Genomic DNA, 18,957 nt, shown 5'->3' with positions numbered 1-18,957 from the left:
GCCTCACCCTATGCTTGTGGTGAGGCTTGTTTCATATAAATAATTTCTGGGTCTCCCTCATCCAAGTTGTCGATAACACCACTTTTGACAAAGCCTAAATTGTGAAAAAGTTGTTGCATCCGCTTATTGGACTGATTTGTAGAGGAGAAAACTTTTGACGTTTTAGCCATTTGCATATAAGCCTTCATTAAGGCAGACGCGACGCCTTTTCTGCGCTCTGACGGCTTAACAATGACTAAGGAAATAAAGCTATAGCCAAAAAAGTCATTGGTAAATAGCAGAAACCCCGCAATATTATCGGTGGATTGGTATAGCAGACAGCGTTTCTCTTCGATTGCTTGCTGAATTTCTTCCGTTCTGGATGCATCTCCAATCACTTTTTGATCGATTGTGCAAAGTGCTTGTAAATGCTCCATTCTTGCCTCTTTTATATGGCTCAATTTTGAGTCTCCTTCATATAATAGCTCATTACTTTTAGCTCCTCTCGAATCCCCTTTGCCTGTCTGCCTTCATCCACAAAACCGCACCTCTTATAAAGTTTCTGAGCTGCTATATTTGGCACATTTACACCTAGTACTAGCTCATTGATATGTGGAAAATGCTTGCGAACAAAATCAGGTAATAATTGGAGTGCCCTCTTAGCATAGCCTTTGCCCTGCTCATAATAATCCGTAGAAAAGGAGCGAATTAACAACGCCTGTTCATTGGAGGAATAAGGCTTCACTCCTTCTTTTTCATGTAAGACAAAAGAAGTGACTAGCTTGTTACTGACCAGAGCTAAAATGGCATGTCGACTATTATCCTGCTTCGCAAGTTCAATGCTATCTTTTGGGGAATTTGTATAACGTAGCTGTTCTTCTGTTAGGGTGTATTGTTCTACTAAAGTTTGTGCTTTGTCCTCATGGAACATGAGCAGCATGGTCATTCGAATTCCTCCTCGTAAATAGCAGTGAATTCATAACCTCCCTCTACAAGTTGCTGTAAATAATCTTCAAAGGAAGCGGCAATTACCTCAAAACTATCAGGATCATGCACATAACGGACCACTTGCCCAACTTGTCCGCCTTCCTTTGGTGAAAAATCAATATACAGGCTAGAGGTTCCACCATTATTCATGCAATCAGCAAAGCATAAACGTTCATTTATCGGCACATGCATATTAATCTTGTCATTCACTTCGACATAATCTAAAAAATCTTGATAACGTTCATAAATCGTTTCACGCTTGTCATGATAGTCTGCCACGATTTGCTCCACTGACTTTAAATAATACGGATAATCCCCTAAATCAGAGCCTAGCACAAGGGCACAGATTGTTTCTTGACCATGCCGACAATAATAAGTACCATTGACATCCCGTAATAGCTCCAGCAATGATTGCGGGCAAAGCGGAAATATCTCTAGCAATGATTCAATATGTGCATTAGTTGCACCATTTGCCTGTTGCAATTGTTGTTGTTCTTCTTCAGGTAAGTGCTGTAATAAATTTTTAAAATAAGTGGTACGCATGGTAATCCCTCTCTCTCGTAATCTATGACATATTTTAGCATAAACATTTACCATTCTCTAAACGCTACCTGCTATTATGTAAGTATTCATGAAGAAGGCATTGTGCCGATGAGTGCAAAAACGCAGTAGACGGGAAGTTACCAACACGAGGTTCTTCCACAAACTCGAACATTATTAGCAATATTTCCTCTGGTGAAAAGGTTTACTCTCCCATCATTTAGAAACCCATCATAGCGCTCCCTATTGTCCAAGGATACATCCGCTACACAGCTATATCGTCTGCATGTCATACACAATGATCGGTTCCTGTGAAGGCTCCTCTCTTTTACATACGGCTAGTAAACTTGAAAAAATACGATATAAACGTGTTTTTCACCATACTCCTCATCACCTCAAGCCTCTCATTTATTATTCCATTAATTTCAAAAATTCTCAACATTTCACCATACAAAATGAAATGTCCACATTTCTAAACAACATCAAAGGGAATTTGCTAAAATGTGACAAGATATGAATAACACGCTGAATTATCGGAAAATTCGATCTCTAACAGCAACTTTTTGCATAGTATAAAAGGTTTAAAGTTTCTCATTTTTTCTCTTAATACTTTCTAAATTACAGCAAGCTAAAAACCCCACCATTTTCCGCCGATAGGGTTTTAAGTCTCATATTCAATTCAATAAAGGGAGGAATTATTAGTATATTTTATCTATTATAGATAAATTTTTTCTTTAAAATCAAATAGGATGAAGGTTCTTATCTATGACTAAATTACGAATTTGAGAAATGATACACAATATGACATTTTTTTTAATATAAGTGATATACAATGAGAAAGTTGAATCGAGGTCATAAAAAATGTATTTCAAGAATATGGATAAAAAAATTAGGAGGAAAATATCTTGGTAAACTTATTACTTAAACAATTCTTGAAGGCGGAAATTGAGATCAAACGTAGAATTATGTATAAAAAAGCAAAGGATCTTGGTTTCACCCACCCTACCGTAGTAGATTACAGTCAAGAATTGGATGTCCTACTTAATAGATATTTAAAACAAGCACAAGCTTCCTAATCATAACGAGGCATATATATAGAAGAAAGAATAGATAGTGATAAAGCCAGACCAACTTTCTTTGGCTGGTTTTATCCAGGATGATACATGCATTCCCTCTAGCCAGCGTTTTTATGTATAGAGTAAGAAAAACTAGGCGATGTTTTTGATAAGAAAACATTTGGAGGTTGAACGATGCACGTATTTTTCTTAACTTTTATGGTTGTTTCCAAAATAATATTGCCACCTCAACATTCAGTAGACCATACAACACCCACACTTTGCACACCAACTGAAATAAACACACTATATCAATATCCAAACAACCAATTTCAATCGTTTCGTGATGAGGACGAATTTTATCAGCAGCTTAATCGTGCAATTTATGAGGAATATACCAATGCTTCATTGAATATTCGTCAAAAGATGACTTTTAAAGATGTAGCAAATGCGACACAGAGCTTTTATTTACAAACAGATGGTAAACAGGAAACAATAGACCTCTCTCAACATACTTTTATTCATCCCAATCGACAAGTTTATTTTTTAGCATCCTTTCAGCACAATACCGATGAGACCTATCGCAAATTTCTTGTCATCGACGCTGAAACCCAGGAAATTTTACTGGGACATTCGCATTTTCAAGAAAGTACCAAGCACCTTTAATTCATTGTATGCACATCATGTAGATTCTAGTAGTCATTTCAAAAAATAGAAATAAATAATTTTAATAATTGAAAAGCTTGCTTCGAATGTTCTTCATTCAAAGCAAGCTTTCTTTTCTATAGCTGACTATTAAGATAAACTTTTTTGTTGGATGGCTGTCTTTATTTCATCTCGTAACTGCTGTAGTGTTTTGTCAGTGGAATCTTGCTGACCATGTCTACGTACAGCTACACTTTGATTGGCAACCTCTCGATCACCAATAACAATAATATACGGTATTTTTTGCAATTGGGCTTCGCGTATCTTTTTACCGAGCTTTTCTTGACGATCATCTAATTGCACACGAATTTGTTCCTGTTGTAAAGCTTCTACTACTTGCTTAGCATAAGCTTGATGCACGTCTGCTACACCCATCACTAGTACTTGCTGTGGTGCAAGCCAAGTCGGAAATGCCCCGCTGAAATGTTCAATTAAAATACCTAAGAAGCGGTCAATCGAGCCAAACACTGCCCGATGAATAACAACAGGTCTTACTTTTTCATTATTTTCATTAATATACGTTAAATCAAATTTCTCCGGTAGCTGGAAATCGAGCTGAACCGTTGCACACTGATGACTGCGCTGGATGGCATCCTTAATATGGATGTCAATCTTCGGTCCATAGAATGCCCCATCGCCCTCATTAATCGTATAGGCAATACCTAAATTCTTGAGGACATTTTCCAGTGCCCCCTCCGCTTGATCCCACAAAACCAAATCACCCATATAATCATCTGGTCGTGTCGATAATTCAATCGTATACTCGAAACCAAAGACGTTGTACACTTCATCAATAATGTTTAATGCCAAGGCAATTTCATCTTCAATTTGCTGTGGTGTTACGAAAATATGGGCATCATCCTGACAAAATGAACGTACACGTAATAGACCATTCAAGGCTCCACTAAATTCATGTCGGTGCACTTGCCCAAATTCCGCCATACGAATGGGTAAATCTCTATAAGAGTGTAAGGAATTTTTAAAGATCAGCATATGACCAGGGCAGTTCATAGGCTTTAAGGCAAAGCTCTGATCATCGACCTGTGTAAAATACATATTATCCTTATAGTGGTCCCAATGTCCCGACTGCTCCCAAAGACGTTGGTTCATCATCAGTGGAGTCCGTATTTCTCTATAGTCATACTTCGCTTGTAAATTGCGCAAATACGATTCCAGCTCATTGCGTAAAATTTGACCGTTTGCTAAATAAAAAGGCATGCCAGGTGCTTCCTCTGAAAACATAAATAACGATAGTTCTTTGCCTAGCTTGCGATGATTCCGTTTTTCCGCTTCCTCCAAAAATACAAAATGATTGTGCAATTCTTCTTTTGTGGCAAAAGCTACTCCATAAATACGCTGGAGCATTTGATTGTTGCTATCACCACGCCAATACGCACCTGACACTTGCATTAATTTAAAGTGCTGCAACTTACCTGTGGATGGAACATGAGGGCCGCGACATAAATCGTAAAACTCTCCTTGCTCATAAATCGTTACGTTCTCATTCGCAGGTATTGCCTCCAACAGTTCTAGCTTTAACGCATCATGCACAAATAATTGTTTGGCTTCTTGTCGTGACACTTCGCGCCTGTGAATCGGGACATTTTCCTGCACAATTTGTTTCATCTTTTTCTCAATTCGCTGCAAATCACTCGGTGTTAGCGTATCTGCAATCTCTATATCATAATAAAAACCATTTTCAATCACTGGTCCTACCCCAAATTGGGCATGGGGGTAAAGTCGTTTAATCGCCTGAGCTAATAGATGAGCTGTTGAATGGCGAATAACCTCGATCCCTTCCTTCGAGCTTGCATCGTACAATGAAATTTGAGCATCTGCTGTAATCGGGTGCGTCAAATCAACGATGGTTCCATTAACACTTCCTGCTACTGCCTTTTTGCGAAGCTCAGGACGAATAGCTTGCGCAATATCGGTTAGTGTCACGCCTTTTGTAAAAGTTTGCTGTTGACCATCTGGAAATTGAATGTGAATATCTTGATTTGACATGTTCTCTACTCCTTTTTTGTTATAAAATCATTTACGCCTCAGGGTATTGTGTCCTGATTTTTTTCAAGCAAGCTCGAAAAGCTACTCTTCAAAATCTAGGACATCCGCCAGAGGCTTTTTATCTTGATTCCGTTCCCCTTCGGAAAGGGCCTTCTATATCTGCCGCTATGCTTTCGATACAAAAAATATTTGCTGAATCAAAATAAAAAAAACACATAACCGCCCCTAAGAAGGGACGAGTATGTGTTTATTACCCGTGGTTCCACCCAAATTCCCACTAGTTTATGTGCTAGTGGCTCATTGACTTTGCTGTAACGTAGCAAAAGACGGTGCAAGTTTCCAAGCACAGCTCAAAGGTAGTAAGATGGGATCACAACATTAGGAAGCTTGCAGCCAGTACTTCCCTCTCTGAAAATGGTTAATCGAATCTCTTATCCTTATCATTGCTTATTTCATTTTTGTATGAAATTGTTAATTACTATAACGAATCATGGATTTTTTGTCAAACATGAAAATAAAAAAATTTAGCGATTGTCTGACAATGGGGAGTCTGGTCGTTGGACGCAGTAGGTGCAATGCGGATCTTCACATGCCTCCTCAAGCCACTCATTACAGCTTGCACAAAAATAACTATCGAACGTGTCATCATAAATAATCTGACTTTGGCATGTGGTGCATTTTTTGTTTTTTTGAATAGATCCACTAATCTCCAATCCATTTATGATGACTACATCCTCGCGTTGTTCAATTCGCATATTTTTATTATCTCCTAATGATTTTTCACTTCTAAAGTCTCGCTATCAGATTGCCATTGCACATGAACCATTGGCTTTGTCTCTCGTTTAAAAATTTTCTCACTTTCTTTCTTTGTGAAGGAATAATAGCCATCTTTATTTAACTGAACATCGCTTAAACTTTGGGATTCTTTTGTCCCCTCAATCGTGATTTCTAAGGGTCCTAGATCATCATGATTCCCTAGATAAAATAAGCGTAAACCCTCATCACCATTACTGTGATAGATCGCTTTCCAATGCTCACTTTTGGCAATATAGTGCACCTCTTGCTCAGGGCTTTGACAGGCCGCTACTAGAATGACTACGATGACCAATGGAAAAAGCCATTTTTTCATTGAACATTCCTCCTAACCATGTATGGTGACAGCCCATCCTGTAGGTTTTTCCTCAAAAACATCTTCGTATTGTGTAAAAACAAAATCAAATCCTTGGATATCTTCTGGCAAGGGTGGTGTCACAATAAATGTACTGCTTTCATGCCCATTCGAGCCTCTTGTACCTCTAATTTGGCATTCATAGGACTCATCAATGAGTTGAATCGTTTGCTCTGGTTCTTGCTGCTCATCCCAATCAACTAATAACTGCACAATACTGGCATTTTCATATTGACGAATAGAAGAAAGCGTATACAATTGCCCTCCCTTTTCTACCGTTTGTAACACAGGGATATAGTGACGGAAGCCTGCTGGTTCTACTTTTGGATTATAGTATTTTTCTCTTCTCATTAAGTGAAAGAACATAGCTAAAAAAGTGTGATCGAAACCCTATTGCTGTGCCCATTCCGAAATGATTTCATCTGAGGGAAAACCTGGGGTATGACTGCATACCTCTTTACGTTGCTGTAAAAGTGCACATATTTGCTCATCGATTGCGACTAGCTTTAAGTCATAGCTATTGCTTGAACATTTGGACATCCATATCCTCCTTCACCCTACAAGTCCTTCCTCTTTCTATACGATATTCCCACCATTTGGTTCCATAAACGGCCTAAATTTACTTTTAAGCACCAAAAAAGCTATCCAATAAATTGGATAGCTAATGGACTACCACATCATTGTGCCAGCTGGTCGAGTCTGCTAATTGATAGGTAACCATATTGGCAGTGACAGCTAGTACAACACCTGCTCTGGACATATGAGAAGGATTCGGCTTTTCCAGTACAAGGACAACATAGCCCTCTCCTCGACCTTGTTCATCAATAGCATTCGTCGCATTGATTTCAAAGGTAGAATAAGACTGCTCGTTCGTTGCATAGAGAAGTTTTTCCTCACGATAAACACCATGCTCTTTTAAGTTATAGCTGACAGGCATCCACCCTTCAGACCACTCAATACTACCTATGATATCTCGTTTCCTTGTGACAAGACGGCCAATGGAATACGTAAAATATATTTTCATAATTGCTTGATTGTCTTCATTTCTCCCTTCACAGGTGGCTGTCACGTCAAGCATAATATCATTTTTTGAAAACTTTTTCCTAAACACTAAAGCCACAGTGATAACACAGATAAATAGTACTATACTACAAATGATAAATGCCATTAGGTCCCTCCTAGTATCACAATTGCTGTTACTATAAGATTACCATGATTTAGGAGGGATAGGTGCTTTTCATCAAACAATCTTAGGAATTGACACAGGCATAAAGGATAAGACAAAATTTGCTCTGCAATTGGTTATTTGTTTGCTTGTAGCTCGGCAGTTAGCGTAAAGGGTATTTTTAAATATTCATATTGAATCGTTATTTTCCTGATATCAGGAGCTTGGACTTGAACCGCATAATGCTGAGGCTCCTTGCCAATGGCTTGTGGATCTATGTATTGCCGAGGTAAAATCGTACGCTGTGATAACTTATGAAAGGATAGATGCTCATTTCCCTCTAGCTTAGTTTCCGCCTCGAATGGTTCTGACTTACTAATGACAAGCTCTGTACTCTCAGGAAGCCGGTCATTGACAAGTAGCTGTGTTAGCTTGATATCACGCAAGCCCTTATTCTCAAGTGCAATGATTTTGACTGCCTCATTCCCCTGCTTACTTGTATAGCTTTCGATGGCGAGTGGTGGATTACTTTTGAGATAAATCATAAAAACAGCTCCGACCACAAGCACACTCAGTACTAAAATAAATAGTATTTTTTTCATGCTTTCCCTCTCTTTCCTCATCCACAGTATAACAAAAAACAACCTGACTTATTGGAAGTCAAGTTGTTTTTGTAAACGTATTTCATCTCGTATCGGAATGCCGTCATCGCCGAGTAATGGGATAGAAGGCTTATAGACCCTCGCTTTTTCAACTGCATTACGCAGTATTTCTATTAAACAATACCCTCGTTTTTGATAGAACTTTAAGGCATGCAAATTATCATTTGTGGTAATTAAAGAAATGCTTGCACAGTTTTGTTCCACCGCTGTCTGTTCGACGGCTTTCACAAGAGCTGTCCCAATGCCTTTGCCCTCGACTGTACTATCTAATGAAATGATTTCACAGTCCCTTTCTCGTATAATGTAGGTGATCAAACCAATCATTGCTTGTTGCTCATTTACAAAAACAAAGCCGTCTAATTCACTACAGTTATAGATACCACTGGAAATGACCATCTCGTTCGAACCCCAATGCTCCTGAAAAAATTGGTTTACCTCTTGTTTTGGCACTTGATGAATAGCCATAATTGTCATATAAAATTCCCCCTTTTACATTGAAATATGAAAAACACCTGCAATGGCCTTTTGTATGCTTAGGAACACAGCCCATGACAGCACACCGAGACCAATCGCGAGTACAATATGCATCGAGGATTTCATCGCCATATAAATAACAAAAAGCATACACATCGTTGCTGGTAAACCAACGATGACACCCACTGTAAAGCGCTGAATATGCTCACTTGGCTCACTTTGCACCGTTAGCCAAATAATACTTAAAATACTGACCAATGGTAATGCGGCAATAATTCCGCCATAGGTAGGAAACCTTCGTGCCACCTCTGTCACAATACCAATGATGGCTGCTGAGCTCAGGATTTTAAAAAATGTATACATTATTTTGCCACCTCACTTAGACGTCGAAATGCCTGGAGGATGGCTTGCTGTTCTTGTTCAGTTAGCTGATGAAGGGCTTGCTGTAGCTTAGCATCATCTAACTCCGAGTTTTTCTTCAGCACCTGTAGACCTTGTGCTGTTAAATGAAGTATCACTTTACGCTGGTCGTCACGCCCTCGTTCTTTCGTCACCCAGCCATGCCGCTCTAGCTTTTTCACATGCTCTGATGCTGTATTATGAGAAATATTTAATAATCCTGCAATATCACGCACCGTGACTTCCTCTTCCTTTTGAATCATCTGTAAAATACGTACGTTTTGATGGGAAATAACATCCTCATGTGTTGTATGTAGATGATAGAATATCGTTGTAAAATAGTCATTTATCTCTTTAATCATCATGCTAACTCCTTTAATATATCGCTTTATGCGATTATATCGTATAGAGCGATATATTAAAAGATAGCTTATTAAAGTTTATATTTTCAGATATTTCTTTTGAATAGATTGAGTGAGACACGCCTTCTCAGAAATAGTCTCTCTATTTTTTGTCCCCACCTATCTTTCTGCATATTTTGCTAAATAGGATGAAGAGGTACTTGTACACACAAACATTTTCCACAGTATTATTATTCTATTCTGAATTTAATTGAGGGCATCCTATGTTATACTTTTTCTATTCTTTAGTAGGTGTCACCATTATGGTGTTAGCGCTGTTACTAAGCCAATCTAAGTATTTATTTTTGCCAGGTCTCATGCTTATTAATATGGGCATGCAAATGAAAAATAGGAAGGAAGATACCTTTCATATCGTCTTACAAAACACCGTTTTTGGAGCGGTTGGCATGCTGTTATTTACTATGCTAGCCTTTAGCTGGTTTAAACCAGGCATCTCTGTCATGAGTGCACTCGCTATCTATGCTATCTGGCAAATATATTTTGTCGATGTTTGCTTAACAGGGAAAAGGAGCTATCCATTCGATAGCTCCTTTTATGTGGAGAAGAACTGTCATTTTATCTCGTAATAGCTTTTATCACAAAAACCCCACCACAATGCGATAGCGGATAAAATCTAAGCTGACAAATATCCTGTAACGAGGCTTTTAGCTCCTCATGGACAAAATAAAATTCATCATCATCCCAGTAACCTTTGCTGTCTTGACGGCATTGTTCCAGCTGCGCTCTTGTTTCAAAGGCAACATCGCCAATTAATATTTTACCAGTTGGCGTTAGCTGCCGTAGTAATTGTGTAATATACGTAATCTTCTGCTCATCTGTAAAATGATGAAGCGCATACGTACTAACAATGGCATCGTATGATTGCTGTAATAGCGCTGGTGGCAAGCCTTTCGTTAAGTCCCACTCGATTAAGTTGGCCTGTGGCATTTTTTCCTTCGCAATGGCGATCATATTGGATGAGAAATCGAGGCCATTGATGGCGTGCCCATGTTCATAAAGCTTCGCTGTTAATACACCTGTCCCAAAGCCAATATCTAAAACAGTGGAAGCGGGAACCTCCATTACTTCATTAAAAATTTTATTTAAAATCGCTTTATAGCCTGCAAATGGATATTGATTATTTTCTTCACTTAGTTGCACGGTTTGATCATACCCGTCCGCCCATAAATCAAAGCCTTGTTTATTGAGTATCATAATGCCTCCTACAATTGATAAATTCTCCAAGTAAGCGTTGTTTTCCATGCAGTCATCTGTTTCATAAAAAGTCCCCCTCTGTCAACCAATTTAGACCATTATACCAATTTTCTACCTATCAAACAATTCAGAAAATAAGTAGAGCTTTAGCATTTATCAAAATGTCAAAAGATGTTATAATAATCGTAGTTTTCTTTCAAGGAGGAATCGACATGAACGCATTCACTTGTAATGCTTGCTCTAGAACGTCTTCTTTAGGTCAAAGAGGTCTAGATTAAGTTATACAAATAACCTAAAATTGAATGATCTCTTTAGGCCAAAAGTTTATAAAATAGCCTACTAAACAGGAGAGATTTCAAATGGAACAACAAACAATTCAGCCGTTTTTAACGGTCGCTAATTATCATTTACTAGAACAGCAATTAAATAAAATTTTACATGCTCTTACGACAACGAACGATAAAAACGTCATCCTAGCAGTTCGGGGCCTTGTGGATACAGAGGTAACGACAAAATTAGAGTTATCAGCAACGGAAACAAAGCTGATTGAACAACTTTTTGCTATAACAGATCGGGCGCAAGGGGATGCCTTTTTAGAACAATTAAAGCCATATGTCATCCCGTTCAAGCCAGTGACAGCCAGTACGCTTAAAACCTTATTTAAAAAGGAGAAAAAGCTAAAGCTACCAAATCTAGAAGCACTCGATTTCCAGCGAATTTGTTATCTTGCATGGGATGACCCCGGCACACATCGAAAATACGTTGTCCTTGATCAAAATGGACAGTTAGCAGGTATTAAAGGCACATTTGCCAACAGCACTGTATGCGGCATTTGCGCCATCTGTAATCGCCATGCAGATGTTGGCTTGTTTACTACCTCGATCAAAGGACAGGTCGTTGGCACATTTACCTCCCATAGCAATTACATTTGTGCGGATAGTAAGACGTGCAATGAACATGTTACAGATATGAATAAAACCGTCGAATTTTTCGAGCGCATTACGAAAAAATAGCGATTGATTAAGGGCAGAAGTGTTGTGCAAGCAACATTTCTGCCCTTCTTTATGCCACAAGATAGCTACGAGTCTACACTCACATTCACCTGGAAATCCACCTTCAAGTGAGGATAGAAGCCTTCTCTCCAGTTCCTTAGTTCTTGATAGGAAAGCTGATCACGAAAGAGTTGTCCAAATCCGAAAATCTCCACCCCATTTGCTTGGGCTTGTTCAAACATATCATAAAACCGTTTTTCCATAAGCTTTGTTAGCTCTTTCATAATTTGGTCATTTGACACATCTTTTTTTCTCTCTAAAATATCGATTTTTAATTTTAAATGACTTGCCACAACGGGTTTATTGTTCTTCAAAGAGGCTTTATTTTTAAGGGAACTGTTGACCACCATAATACTCGCTAAATCAAGGCTTTCGATTTTCCCCTTTGCATTCGCGTTTTGAAATAGCTTACTTAGCTGGCTTTCATCTGAATTAATTCTTGCCATTAATTCACCATTTTTCAACACCATAGAGCCTTCATAGACTAACACTGTATCATTTCCAGCACGAACAACTGGTACTGTAATATCTTTTGTATAAGAAAATAGACTTCGGTATACTTCCCAAATATGAATGCTTGTTATCTCAGGTGCCCAACCTGCCCCTTTGTTAAAGTAATTGTAAATGGAAGTCGCATTCACCCCTAATTTATCGTTAATGTTGGAAAGGACTTTGTCGATTTTATCATCAGTTATGGTTAACAATGCTCTCGAAGGGATTTCTTCCGAATCCATTAAAAATTTTATGAGCTCCCTTAATTCCGCTTGATCGGCCGCCAAGTTGCTTTGAATGACAATTAATTCTATATGGGAGTAATCCACTGCTTCTTCAGAGTTTGTACGAACTTCCCCTAGCACCTTTAAAACCGTATCAGCTTTGCCTGTTACAATTCTTGATACTTCATTTTCCTTTTGGGTAATGGGGATTTGCAGCGTCACATGATAGTCCTCATTCTCCTTAGCAATACCTATAACCAAAGGTAGTAATCTTTTATCGATATCTTTTACATCCCAGCATCCGCCAAGAAAAGGTAATAGCAAAAACATACATATAATGAGCATGCTACAAGGATGATTTTCTTTCATCGTTCGTCACCTTTCTCTTTATCACAATGCCATAGATATATACCGTTACAGGGATCATAAGCATAAAATAAACTTGAGCCCCTCTATTTAACAAAATCAATGTATTTGTCCAAACTTGATTCGGAATAAATAATCCTGCAGTATATCCAATAAGTGAAAAGATCATAATCCACCATGCTGATTTTACGTGAAGCCTGCTGAATAATTTCTGCATAATTTGACTAATCATCCAAAGCATCACAGCATTAAAAATTAACATAAAGCCAATTGAAGAAATACCAAAGAACATCGTTTGGCGGTTAAAAGCTAGCCAACGAATATCAACTGAGTCCACCGCTACTACAAAGGGTAAGGACATGGTAACAACTGTTTCTTGTCCAAAAATAAAAAGTGGTATATAAACAAAGGCTAAGTAAACCATGATGACAGAAAACCAGGCTATAAAAATATCTCGAAATACCAATGGTTTTTTAGAAACCATAAATCCTAAAAATAAAAATGCTGAAAATCCAATGAGATAGTAAAAATGGATATCTAGTAAGAACTCAAACGATGAATTTCGTATTGGGAATCCATTATGAAAATCAAAATTTACTATGGAAGAGACAATGATAAACAGTATGAAAGGAGTAATCATAAAAAAAATAAATACGGAAGATCGCAATATTGTCCCTAAGCCTTTTGTTGCCGTATAAGCCGATATAAAATAAAGCAATAAGGCTATTGGCCAATGCGGTGTTCGTAATAAAAATAAAGAATTAATTACCTCTGTATAGGTACGGATATTAAGCGCAACAAGTACCGTTAAATTCAGGACAAATGGTAGCAGGATGATGAATGCAACCAACCGTCCCATTTTTAAATAAATATCAATAATATCTTGATTAGGAAAAAAATTCAAACCTTTAATGTAGAGTGAAATTAACATTAATTGCAATACACCCTGACACAAAATGACTAACCAATGCCCCGCATCTGTCAACGAATAGATGAGATCAGGGTAAAGCAGAAAACCAAAGCTTAAATGGATAATAAAAAAAACTATACCAATTTGAAACCTATGGGTCACTTAGTATCTCCTTCTCTTTTCAAGCGAAATGTCGTATACGGAATATTAAATGAAGTTAAACTCGCCAAATAAATGCCAGTAAGTGCTAAACCAGTAAATATACCAAGAATGCCGAAAATAGATGCTAAAATTAAAATAGGATATTTTAATAAACGAATGTATAACGAATTTTGAATACCTGCTACGACCGAGCTTGAAATAACAATGGCTGTAATGACAATTACTAATAAGGTACTGACTAATTTCGCTTCAACCATTGCTTGGCCTAATATAACGCCTCCTACCATTGAAATGGTCGGTCCAATACTTTTCGGCAGTCTTACAATCGCTTCCAATATTAAATCAATTAATACGACCATGATGATCGTTTCAAGCAAAGCAGGAACAGGAATCCCTTCTCTGCTTTTTGCCACAAATAATGCAAGATCAAATTTGAATATCTCAGGATTGACAGATACTAACGCGACATACAATGCAGGCAGAATTAGTGTCAGTATAGCGCCTACGACCCGAAGAACGCGAAGCATAACTGATAGCACATACGGGAAATTTCGATCATTCACAATACTAAACATATCTGGCAATAGATGTGGAAAAACTAGGGCGAAAGGGTAATTGTCTAAGAAAAGGACAATTCTATTCTTTTTTAATGCATGAATGGCTTGTATCGGCACTTCTGTCGGGAAAAAATGACTAACAGGACTCCCTCTCCGAACACCAAAATACTTGTTCAAATCATCAATGGATTCAATATCCGTATCAATTTCTTTTAACTGCTGATTGACTTTTTCAATAAGATCACTTGATGCTCTTCCATTGATATATAACATGGACAAATTACGTTTTTCTAGCTCGCCCACTTGAAAGGTACAATGAGAGAGCCTTGCCGTTTTCAGCCTTTTTCGAATAAGTCCAACATTTACATGAATATCTTCAACAAATGCATCCATAGAAGCTTGAATAGGGCTTTCATTTTTCGGTTCTTCAATACTTCTTGTTAAATTGATGGAAATAGGATCAACTATCGCATTTTGGCGTCCTCCTTGAGATAAGACGATCAATTTCCCCTCCAAAACAGCATTGACAATTTGTTCAATATCCATATCAAGTTGATCACTAAGGTTTGTAAAAAGCTCCCCTACTGAGGCAGATGAAGCAGCCATTTGCCGAATGTATAGATTGGACTTGGCAAAATCAATCAATGTTTTAAATCCCATAAGATAGATGGTTGTTTGATCTATTAGCTCTTCCTCCACGAAAAAATCATCATGATCTGCAAACTTAGAGCTCAGTTCCATCATCATATTCTCCATTAGAGTACCCCACGATCAATCAAATTTTCTTTTATTTTGAGAGTTAAACGATATTTTTATACAAAAACTTATGTCTACATTCAATATACAGAAAGCGCCTATAACTATTATGTCGGAAACAACAAAAAACCACTCTTCAAGGAGTGGTTGTCATCGCGAGACTAACGGGTAGGATTTCGATCTATAAATATCATCCGCTAATCTGTATACAAAGTTTGTCTGTCAATACACCATTTTGCATTTCGTCATAATGAAATGGATAATAATATCCTTCTATATCTCTTCTGGCAATTCCCGTGTAAAGGCGATGTGGGCTTATTAGTTATGTAAAACAAAATGTAGCAGAATCACATTCACACATATTTTCAATTCTGCCTCTCTATCCATTACTTGTGCTTGTCTAAAATCGTTGAGTTCCTTTTCTTCTACATGAATTATTTTTGCGATACTTGCTGTTGAAAACATGTAATCCTTAACGAGATCATTCAAGAGCAATGTTGCTCTTTCTTTTGCATCAAAACCTTGAAAACCAAAACATAACTTGGCTAATTTATGCTCTATTATTTCCTGCTGGTCAGTCGTAATATTCCCCTTACCATTTAGCAAACTTTCCAGCTCATTTATCGGTAAATCAACTATTTTGGAAAGCTGAAGATGATTGAAATTAAATTTTTCAACTACTTCTTGTAGTTGTTCTTTCAGGTAATCAAATCGGGATATATTCGTGACAAAAGATACTTCTGCCCTCTTCTTAAATTCTGGCATCGTCCTAACTCCTTTACTTTTAGTCATATCCATTATATACCACATAAAAGTGGGGCAATGCATAAAATCAAGACGCTATTTAATCGAGAGCAACAGCGGAAGTATTAATAGAAAAATAGAGCCAGTAACTAAAATGTAAGTTATTTTTCTAGGTAGTTTTTGTTGCTTTGGGCCATCATAAAAACCTGAAAATTGTAGTTTATTACGATAGAGGACAAACAATAAAAAATATATGGCGATTCCTCCTAGCCAGCCTCCGTAAGTACCATCGACATTTATTCGTAAAGTAGTATAAATAAGCCTTACGCCTCCCCACAGCAAGCATCCAAAAATGAGAAAAATCAAAACAATTCTTATTAATTCTAACAATACTTTTATTGTGGTTAACCATAATCCCCTTACTTTCATCACGACCTTTCTACATAAAGCTGTAATGTAAAATGCAAATAATATTTCCTGAATTAGTAATTGCAACGCCCTATTAATTTGGCCATGGATAGACGAAAAAGACCAACTTTATGAGAAAAAGCTGGTCTGGTCATTATGCTTTGTTTGGACTTTTCATATAAAGCCAGCAAAGATTAGCGATTTCTTCCGCTTCATATTTATAAATTGTGTCAGAAAAAGAACTACGAAATGGTTGGATAATGAGTTCTAAAACGCTTATGCGCGGCTTTTCTCTACTCATTTCATCCAAAAGCAACGTCGTTAGTTCCGTTGATTTTGGATGAAGCTCAACCGTCGATATTTTTTTATAAAACAGTTCTAGTTTCTTTTGAATTTGATCGTTTGTGATCGGCTTGTACGCTGAATCCATTTCAAGCAAATACATATCATTTGGCTCTAATAATATTTCTCCACTCTCAATCATTTCTGGAAGAAAACTTTCTACATACTTTATCGATCTGTAGACTACCTTTTTTATATCAATTGTTGTCTTAGTTGCTAAATTCCAATAAAAGGATATATACTGGAACGTACCAAAAAATATGATTGCACACTCATAATAATAAGGCTTTCCATCCTCCCCATAAATATCATAAAATCTATTTTTTAGCCATGTGATTTCATAAAAACGGTGTTCAGCAAGAATTTTTTGCAACTCTTCATCATGCAAAAAAGAGATTTCTCGAAATAAAGGCATTAAGTTATATTTTTCTTTAATCCTTAAGGAAGCGATTAATTGTTCAACTAAAACTTCTATATCATCTATTTTCTTGCCGACTAGAATTTCCTCTTTTAAAACATTTCTTTCTAGACGATTTTGTTCGAGCACAGCTGAAAGACATTCATTTTTGGATGAAAAATAGTTATAAAATGTCCCCTTTGAAATATTGGCTTTATCTAAAATATCTTGAACTGATGTGTGCTGATACCCTTTTTCAGTAAATAATTGCAATGTTGCTTCGATGACCACTTGCTTACGATCTTTCATACATTTCTCCCATCTCAAAACACAATAACGAATATATTCCAATTATACTAGTAAAACAAAATTTCTCAAAATCTAGCATAAGCTCTAACATGAATGCTACTAGGAGACAATCTGCGAAATCAAGGAACTGACTAACAGTATGAGTTGCATAAGTGGGATCATGGATGCATCTTTTGTACTCTGCAATCGCTTGCTCGTATGCCTTCATTTTATAATTTTGACCACTAAATAAGCTGCTGTAATTAACACTTGATTACTTGCATCCCTCTTGATTTCGTACATGGCTATCTTTGCATGAATATAGCTACTATTATCACCCATAAATGATCTGTAGTAGCTACCTGTTATCCTTTTAACACCATTTTGCTCTCCAGTATGTTATAATGCTATATGACTAAACCAACAAAGAGCATTAACCGATTTGAGCTGTAGCGTGTAACAACGCTACAGCTTTTTAATTTTAGACAGATTTTTTACTCATCATTGGCTCACCACCTGTAATACTAAATACTTTTAAATGCACATTCTGTTCAAAGTAGTTCACTCAATCATTTCTTTCAACTTCCTCTCTAAACAAGAATCATCAAGGACAGTGAAGAAGTAATAAACGAATAAAAAATTCATAGTATAGTAATAATGCCAAAATATAACAAGGGGTAAGGCTATGAGTATTGAATTCATCACACTAGCACCAACATTATTGCATGTGTTTAAAGCGGGAGAGTCGAATCCCAAAAAAGAAAGGCGCATTGTTTATGGGCAAGCTACATCAGACGCAAATGGTATAGCTACGTTTTATTTTACAGACAATGCATTAGCTAATGGCAATCCACTATTATCAACGATTGACTATGCCGTGGCAAGCGTATATTCTACAAATTCATCGATCAATGCAAGACCAAGAGTACAAATGAGAGAAAAGAATAGTACTGGAAAATATGTCTCTGCTAATATTACAAATATTAGTGGTGTCACAGTATTAGGAATTAGTGTATTAGGTTCAGAAAATCCAGTAAGTGGCGTTATTGTAGATTTTATGGTTTTAGGTAGTTTTGAAAGTTAGGAGAATGCGATGAGTTTGTAAGACTTCAAGCTGTAGCCTTTGCAAAAGCCATAGCTTTTTTCACGTTATTATTTACATCTACTACACAATGAGATGATATTATGGAAAATAATAAATTAGTCTGTAGAGCTTGTAGTAGTAACTCTTTTGCAACTGGTCAGCTTGGTCATGAAAATTATCTTGCGATAGAAATGTTAGACCTGTAAGATCTTTAATTGCTTCAGGCTCCCCACTTATTTTGTTGTTTTGCAAAAATTGTGGTGAAGTGTCTTGATTTAAAGTAGCCAAACCTGAAATTCAGCTAGCAAACCTTAAGCATTAGCAATTCCAACAGAGGCAGCTTCAACCGAATTTAAACATTAGGTATGATGCAGCATTTAAAGTAAACCTCCCTCCCCCTCCGTTTACACTAATTCTC

The 18,957-nt window shown here is 37.1% G+C and carries 23 protein-coding genes; 5 read left to right on the top strand and 18 right to left on the bottom strand.

Annotation, left to right across the window (positions count from 1 at the left end):
- Positions 1–8: 8 nt before the first annotated feature.
- The 3 genes from NST76_RS10360 to NST76_RS10350 are packed head-to-tail and all read right to left on the bottom strand — an operon-like array spanning position 9 to position 1,509.
- Positions 9–440 (bottom strand): GNAT family N-acetyltransferase, encoded by a 432-nt coding sequence (locus NST76_RS10360; RefSeq protein ID WP_271913291.1) that lies wholly within the window; start codon positions 438–440, stop codon positions 9–11.
- On the bottom strand, positions 437–925 hold the full coding sequence (locus NST76_RS10355; RefSeq protein WP_342545168.1) for a GNAT family protein: 489 nt from the start codon (positions 923–925) through the stop codon (positions 437–439). Before NST76_RS10355 ends, NST76_RS10360 begins: the two co-directional genes overlap by 4 nt.
- A complete protein-coding gene (locus NST76_RS10350; RefSeq protein ID WP_342545167.1) occupies positions 922–1,509 on the bottom strand; it encodes an SMI1/KNR4 family protein in 588 nt (195 codons plus the stop codon). Before NST76_RS10350 ends, NST76_RS10355 begins: the two co-directional genes overlap by 4 nt.
- A gap of 902 nt (positions 1,510–2,411) precedes the next feature.
- On the opposite strand from NST76_RS10350, the gene NST76_RS10345 reads away from it, so the two are divergent.
- Both NST76_RS10345 and NST76_RS10340 read left to right on the top strand, forming a co-directional pair.
- The gene (locus NST76_RS10345; protein ID WP_036122469.1) at positions 2,412–2,582 is read left to right on the top strand and encodes an aspartyl-phosphate phosphatase Spo0E family protein; all 171 of its coding nucleotides are present in this window, start codon (positions 2,412–2,414) and stop codon (positions 2,580–2,582) included.
- 174 nt (positions 2,583–2,756) lie between these two features.
- On the top strand, positions 2,757–3,227 hold the full coding sequence (locus NST76_RS10340) for a hypothetical protein (RefSeq protein WP_330493405.1): 471 nt from the start codon (positions 2,757–2,759) through the stop codon (positions 3,225–3,227).
- A 129-nt stretch (positions 3,228–3,356) separates the two neighbouring features.
- On the opposite strand, the gene thrS is transcribed toward NST76_RS10340, so the two are convergent.
- From thrS to NST76_RS10295, 9 genes are all read right to left on the bottom strand, one after another.
- Positions 3,357–5,273 carry a threonine--tRNA ligase gene (gene thrS / locus NST76_RS10335; RefSeq protein ID WP_342545166.1) on the bottom strand — a complete coding sequence of 639 codons (1,917 nt, stop codon included), beginning with the start codon at positions 5,271–5,273 and terminating at the stop codon, positions 3,357–3,359.
- 769 nt (positions 5,274–6,042) lie between these two features.
- A complete protein-coding gene (locus NST76_RS10330; protein ID WP_058843181.1) occupies positions 6,043–6,402 on the bottom strand; it encodes a hypothetical protein in 360 nt (119 codons plus the stop codon).
- A 12-nt stretch (positions 6,403–6,414) separates the two neighbouring features.
- On the bottom strand, positions 6,415–6,792 hold the full coding sequence (locus NST76_RS10325; protein ID WP_342545165.1) for a hypothetical protein: 378 nt from the start codon (positions 6,790–6,792) through the stop codon (positions 6,415–6,417).
- 39 nt (positions 6,793–6,831) lie between these two features.
- Complete coding sequence (locus NST76_RS10320; RefSeq protein ID WP_244504820.1) at positions 6,832–6,981, bottom strand: hypothetical protein; 150 nt, start codon at positions 6,979–6,981, stop codon at positions 6,832–6,834.
- Between the two features lie 121 nt (positions 6,982–7,102).
- Positions 7,103–7,609 carry a hypothetical protein gene (locus NST76_RS10315; protein WP_342545164.1) on the bottom strand — a complete coding sequence of 169 codons (507 nt, stop codon included), beginning with the start codon at positions 7,607–7,609 and terminating at the stop codon, positions 7,103–7,105.
- Positions 7,610–7,743: 134 nt separating this feature from the next.
- Positions 7,744–8,208, bottom strand: coding sequence for a hypothetical protein (locus NST76_RS10310; RefSeq protein ID WP_058843179.1), 465 nt, complete (start codon positions 8,206–8,208; stop codon positions 7,744–7,746).
- A gap of 48 nt (positions 8,209–8,256) precedes the next feature.
- Complete coding sequence (locus NST76_RS10305; RefSeq protein ID WP_342545163.1) at positions 8,257–8,742, bottom strand: GNAT family N-acetyltransferase; 486 nt, start codon at positions 8,740–8,742, stop codon at positions 8,257–8,259.
- 15 nt (positions 8,743–8,757) lie between these two features.
- Entirely contained in the window at positions 8,758–9,105 is a 348-nt protein-coding gene (locus NST76_RS10300; protein ID WP_036122492.1) for a DUF3147 family protein, read from the bottom strand.
- Positions 9,105–9,503, bottom strand: a complete 399-nt coding sequence (locus tag NST76_RS10295; protein WP_089932212.1) for a MarR family transcriptional regulator — start codon at positions 9,501–9,503, stop codon at positions 9,105–9,107. The genes NST76_RS10300 and NST76_RS10295 overlap by 1 nt, the downstream gene beginning before the upstream one ends.
- A gap of 263 nt (positions 9,504–9,766) precedes the next feature.
- On the opposite strand from NST76_RS10295, the gene NST76_RS10290 reads away from it, so the two are divergent.
- Positions 9,767–10,129, top strand: coding sequence for a hypothetical protein (locus NST76_RS10290; RefSeq protein ID WP_342545161.1), 363 nt, complete (start codon positions 9,767–9,769; stop codon positions 10,127–10,129).
- Here NST76_RS10290 and NST76_RS10285 read toward each other — a convergent pair.
- A complete protein-coding gene (locus NST76_RS10285) occupies positions 10,119–10,757 on the bottom strand; it encodes a class I SAM-dependent methyltransferase (protein WP_342545159.1) in 639 nt (212 codons plus the stop codon). The two genes, NST76_RS10290 and NST76_RS10285, sit on opposite strands and share 11 nt — an antisense overlap.
- A gap of 359 nt (positions 10,758–11,116) precedes the next feature.
- Between NST76_RS10285 and NST76_RS10280 the strand changes: the two genes are divergently transcribed.
- Positions 11,117–11,770, top strand: coding sequence for a FusB/FusC family EF-G-binding protein (locus NST76_RS10280; protein ID WP_342545158.1), 654 nt, complete (start codon positions 11,117–11,119; stop codon positions 11,768–11,770).
- A gap of 65 nt (positions 11,771–11,835) precedes the next feature.
- On the opposite strand, the gene NST76_RS10275 is transcribed toward NST76_RS10280, so the two are convergent.
- The 5 genes from NST76_RS10275 to NST76_RS10255 all read right to left on the bottom strand — a co-directional run bounded on the left by NST76_RS10275 (position 11,836) and on the right by NST76_RS10255 (position 17,476).
- A complete protein-coding gene (locus NST76_RS10275; protein WP_340811043.1) occupies positions 11,836–12,894 on the bottom strand; it encodes a Ger(x)C family spore germination protein in 1,059 nt (352 codons plus the stop codon).
- On the bottom strand, positions 12,872–13,963 hold the full coding sequence (locus NST76_RS10270) for a GerAB/ArcD/ProY family transporter (protein WP_058843117.1): 1,092 nt from the start codon (positions 13,961–13,963) through the stop codon (positions 12,872–12,874). The genes NST76_RS10275 and NST76_RS10270 overlap by 23 nt, the downstream gene beginning before the upstream one ends.
- Positions 13,960–15,276, bottom strand: a complete 1,317-nt coding sequence (locus NST76_RS10265; RefSeq protein WP_080717066.1) for a spore germination protein — start codon at positions 15,274–15,276, stop codon at positions 13,960–13,962. The genes NST76_RS10270 and NST76_RS10265 overlap by 4 nt, the downstream gene beginning before the upstream one ends.
- Before the next feature lie 318 nt (positions 15,277–15,594).
- Positions 15,595–16,041 carry an HTH domain-containing protein gene (locus NST76_RS10260; RefSeq protein ID WP_089932217.1) on the bottom strand — a complete coding sequence of 149 codons (447 nt, stop codon included), beginning with the start codon at positions 16,039–16,041 and terminating at the stop codon, positions 15,595–15,597.
- A 541-nt stretch (positions 16,042–16,582) separates the two neighbouring features.
- Positions 16,583–17,476 (bottom strand): TetR/AcrR family transcriptional regulator, encoded by an 894-nt coding sequence (locus NST76_RS10255; protein ID WP_058843115.1) that lies wholly within the window; start codon positions 17,474–17,476, stop codon positions 16,583–16,585.
- Between the two features lie 664 nt (positions 17,477–18,140).
- On the opposite strand from NST76_RS10255, the gene NST76_RS10250 reads away from it, so the two are divergent.
- Positions 18,141–18,539 carry a hypothetical protein gene (locus NST76_RS10250; protein WP_036122512.1) on the top strand — a complete coding sequence of 133 codons (399 nt, stop codon included), beginning with the start codon at positions 18,141–18,143 and terminating at the stop codon, positions 18,537–18,539.
- Positions 18,540–18,957: the final 418 nt, after the last annotated feature.

It is taken from the genome of Lysinibacillus sp. FSL W7-1291 (assembly GCF_038593415.1).
Lineage (GTDB): Bacteria > Bacillota > Bacilli > Bacillales_A > Planococcaceae > Lysinibacillus > Lysinibacillus fusiformis_D.
Note: the sequence above shows the minus strand (reverse complement) of the source record. Positions and strands in the feature narration are given on the sequence as shown.

Excerpts from the sequence above, each read along its gene's own strand:
- NST76_RS10355 (WP_342545168.1), bottom strand. The coding sequence starts at position 925 with ATGACCATGCTGCTCATGTTCCATGAGGACAAAGCACAAACTTTAGTA.
- NST76_RS10350 (WP_342545167.1), bottom strand. The coding sequence starts at position 1,509 with ATGCGTACCACTTATTTTAAAAATTTATTACAGCACTTACCTGAAGAA.
- NST76_RS10340 (WP_330493405.1), top strand. The coding sequence starts at position 2,757 with ATGCACGTATTTTTCTTAACTTTTATGGTTGTTTCCAAAATAATATTG.
- thrS (WP_342545166.1), bottom strand. The coding sequence starts at position 5,273 with ATGTCAAATCAAGATATTCACATTCAATTTCCAGATGGTCAACAGCAA.
- NST76_RS10330 (WP_058843181.1), bottom strand. The coding sequence starts at position 6,402 with ATGAAAAAATGGCTTTTTCCATTGGTCATCGTAGTCATTCTAGTAGCG.
- NST76_RS10325 (WP_342545165.1), bottom strand. The coding sequence starts at position 6,792 with ATGAGAAGAGAAAAATACTATAATCCAAAAGTAGAACCAGCAGGCTTC.
- NST76_RS10320 (WP_244504820.1), bottom strand. The coding sequence starts at position 6,981 with ATGTCCAAATGTTCAAGCAATAGCTATGACTTAAAGCTAGTCGCAATC.
- NST76_RS10315 (WP_342545164.1), bottom strand. The coding sequence starts at position 7,609 with ATGGCATTTATCATTTGTAGTATAGTACTATTTATCTGTGTTATCACT.
- NST76_RS10310 (WP_058843179.1), bottom strand. The coding sequence starts at position 8,208 with ATGAAAAAAATACTATTTATTTTAGTACTGAGTGTGCTTGTGGTCGGA.
- NST76_RS10305 (WP_342545163.1), bottom strand. The coding sequence starts at position 8,742 with ATGACAATTATGGCTATTCATCAAGTGCCAAAACAAGAGGTAAACCAA.
- NST76_RS10300 (WP_036122492.1), bottom strand. The coding sequence starts at position 9,105 with ATGTATACATTTTTTAAAATCCTGAGCTCAGCAGCCATCATTGGTATT.
- NST76_RS10295 (WP_089932212.1), bottom strand. The coding sequence starts at position 9,503 with ATGATTAAAGAGATAAATGACTATTTTACAACGATATTCTATCATCTA.
- NST76_RS10290 (WP_342545161.1), top strand. The coding sequence starts at position 9,767 with ATGTTATACTTTTTCTATTCTTTAGTAGGTGTCACCATTATGGTGTTA.
- NST76_RS10285 (WP_342545159.1), bottom strand. The coding sequence starts at position 10,757 with ATGATACTCAATAAACAAGGCTTTGATTTATGGGCGGACGGGTATGAT.
- NST76_RS10280 (WP_342545158.1), top strand. The coding sequence starts at position 11,117 with ATGGAACAACAAACAATTCAGCCGTTTTTAACGGTCGCTAATTATCAT.
- NST76_RS10275 (WP_340811043.1), bottom strand. The coding sequence starts at position 12,894 with ATGAAAGAAAATCATCCTTGTAGCATGCTCATTATATGTATGTTTTTG.
- NST76_RS10265 (WP_080717066.1), bottom strand. The coding sequence starts at position 15,276 with ATGGAGAATATGATGATGGAACTGAGCTCTAAGTTTGCAGATCATGAT.
- NST76_RS10260 (WP_089932217.1), bottom strand. The coding sequence starts at position 16,041 with ATGCCAGAATTTAAGAAGAGGGCAGAAGTATCTTTTGTCACGAATATA.
- NST76_RS10255 (WP_058843115.1), bottom strand. The coding sequence starts at position 17,476 with ATGAAAGATCGTAAGCAAGTGGTCATCGAAGCAACATTGCAATTATTT.
- NST76_RS10250 (WP_036122512.1), top strand. The coding sequence starts at position 18,141 with ATGAGTATTGAATTCATCACACTAGCACCAACATTATTGCATGTGTTT.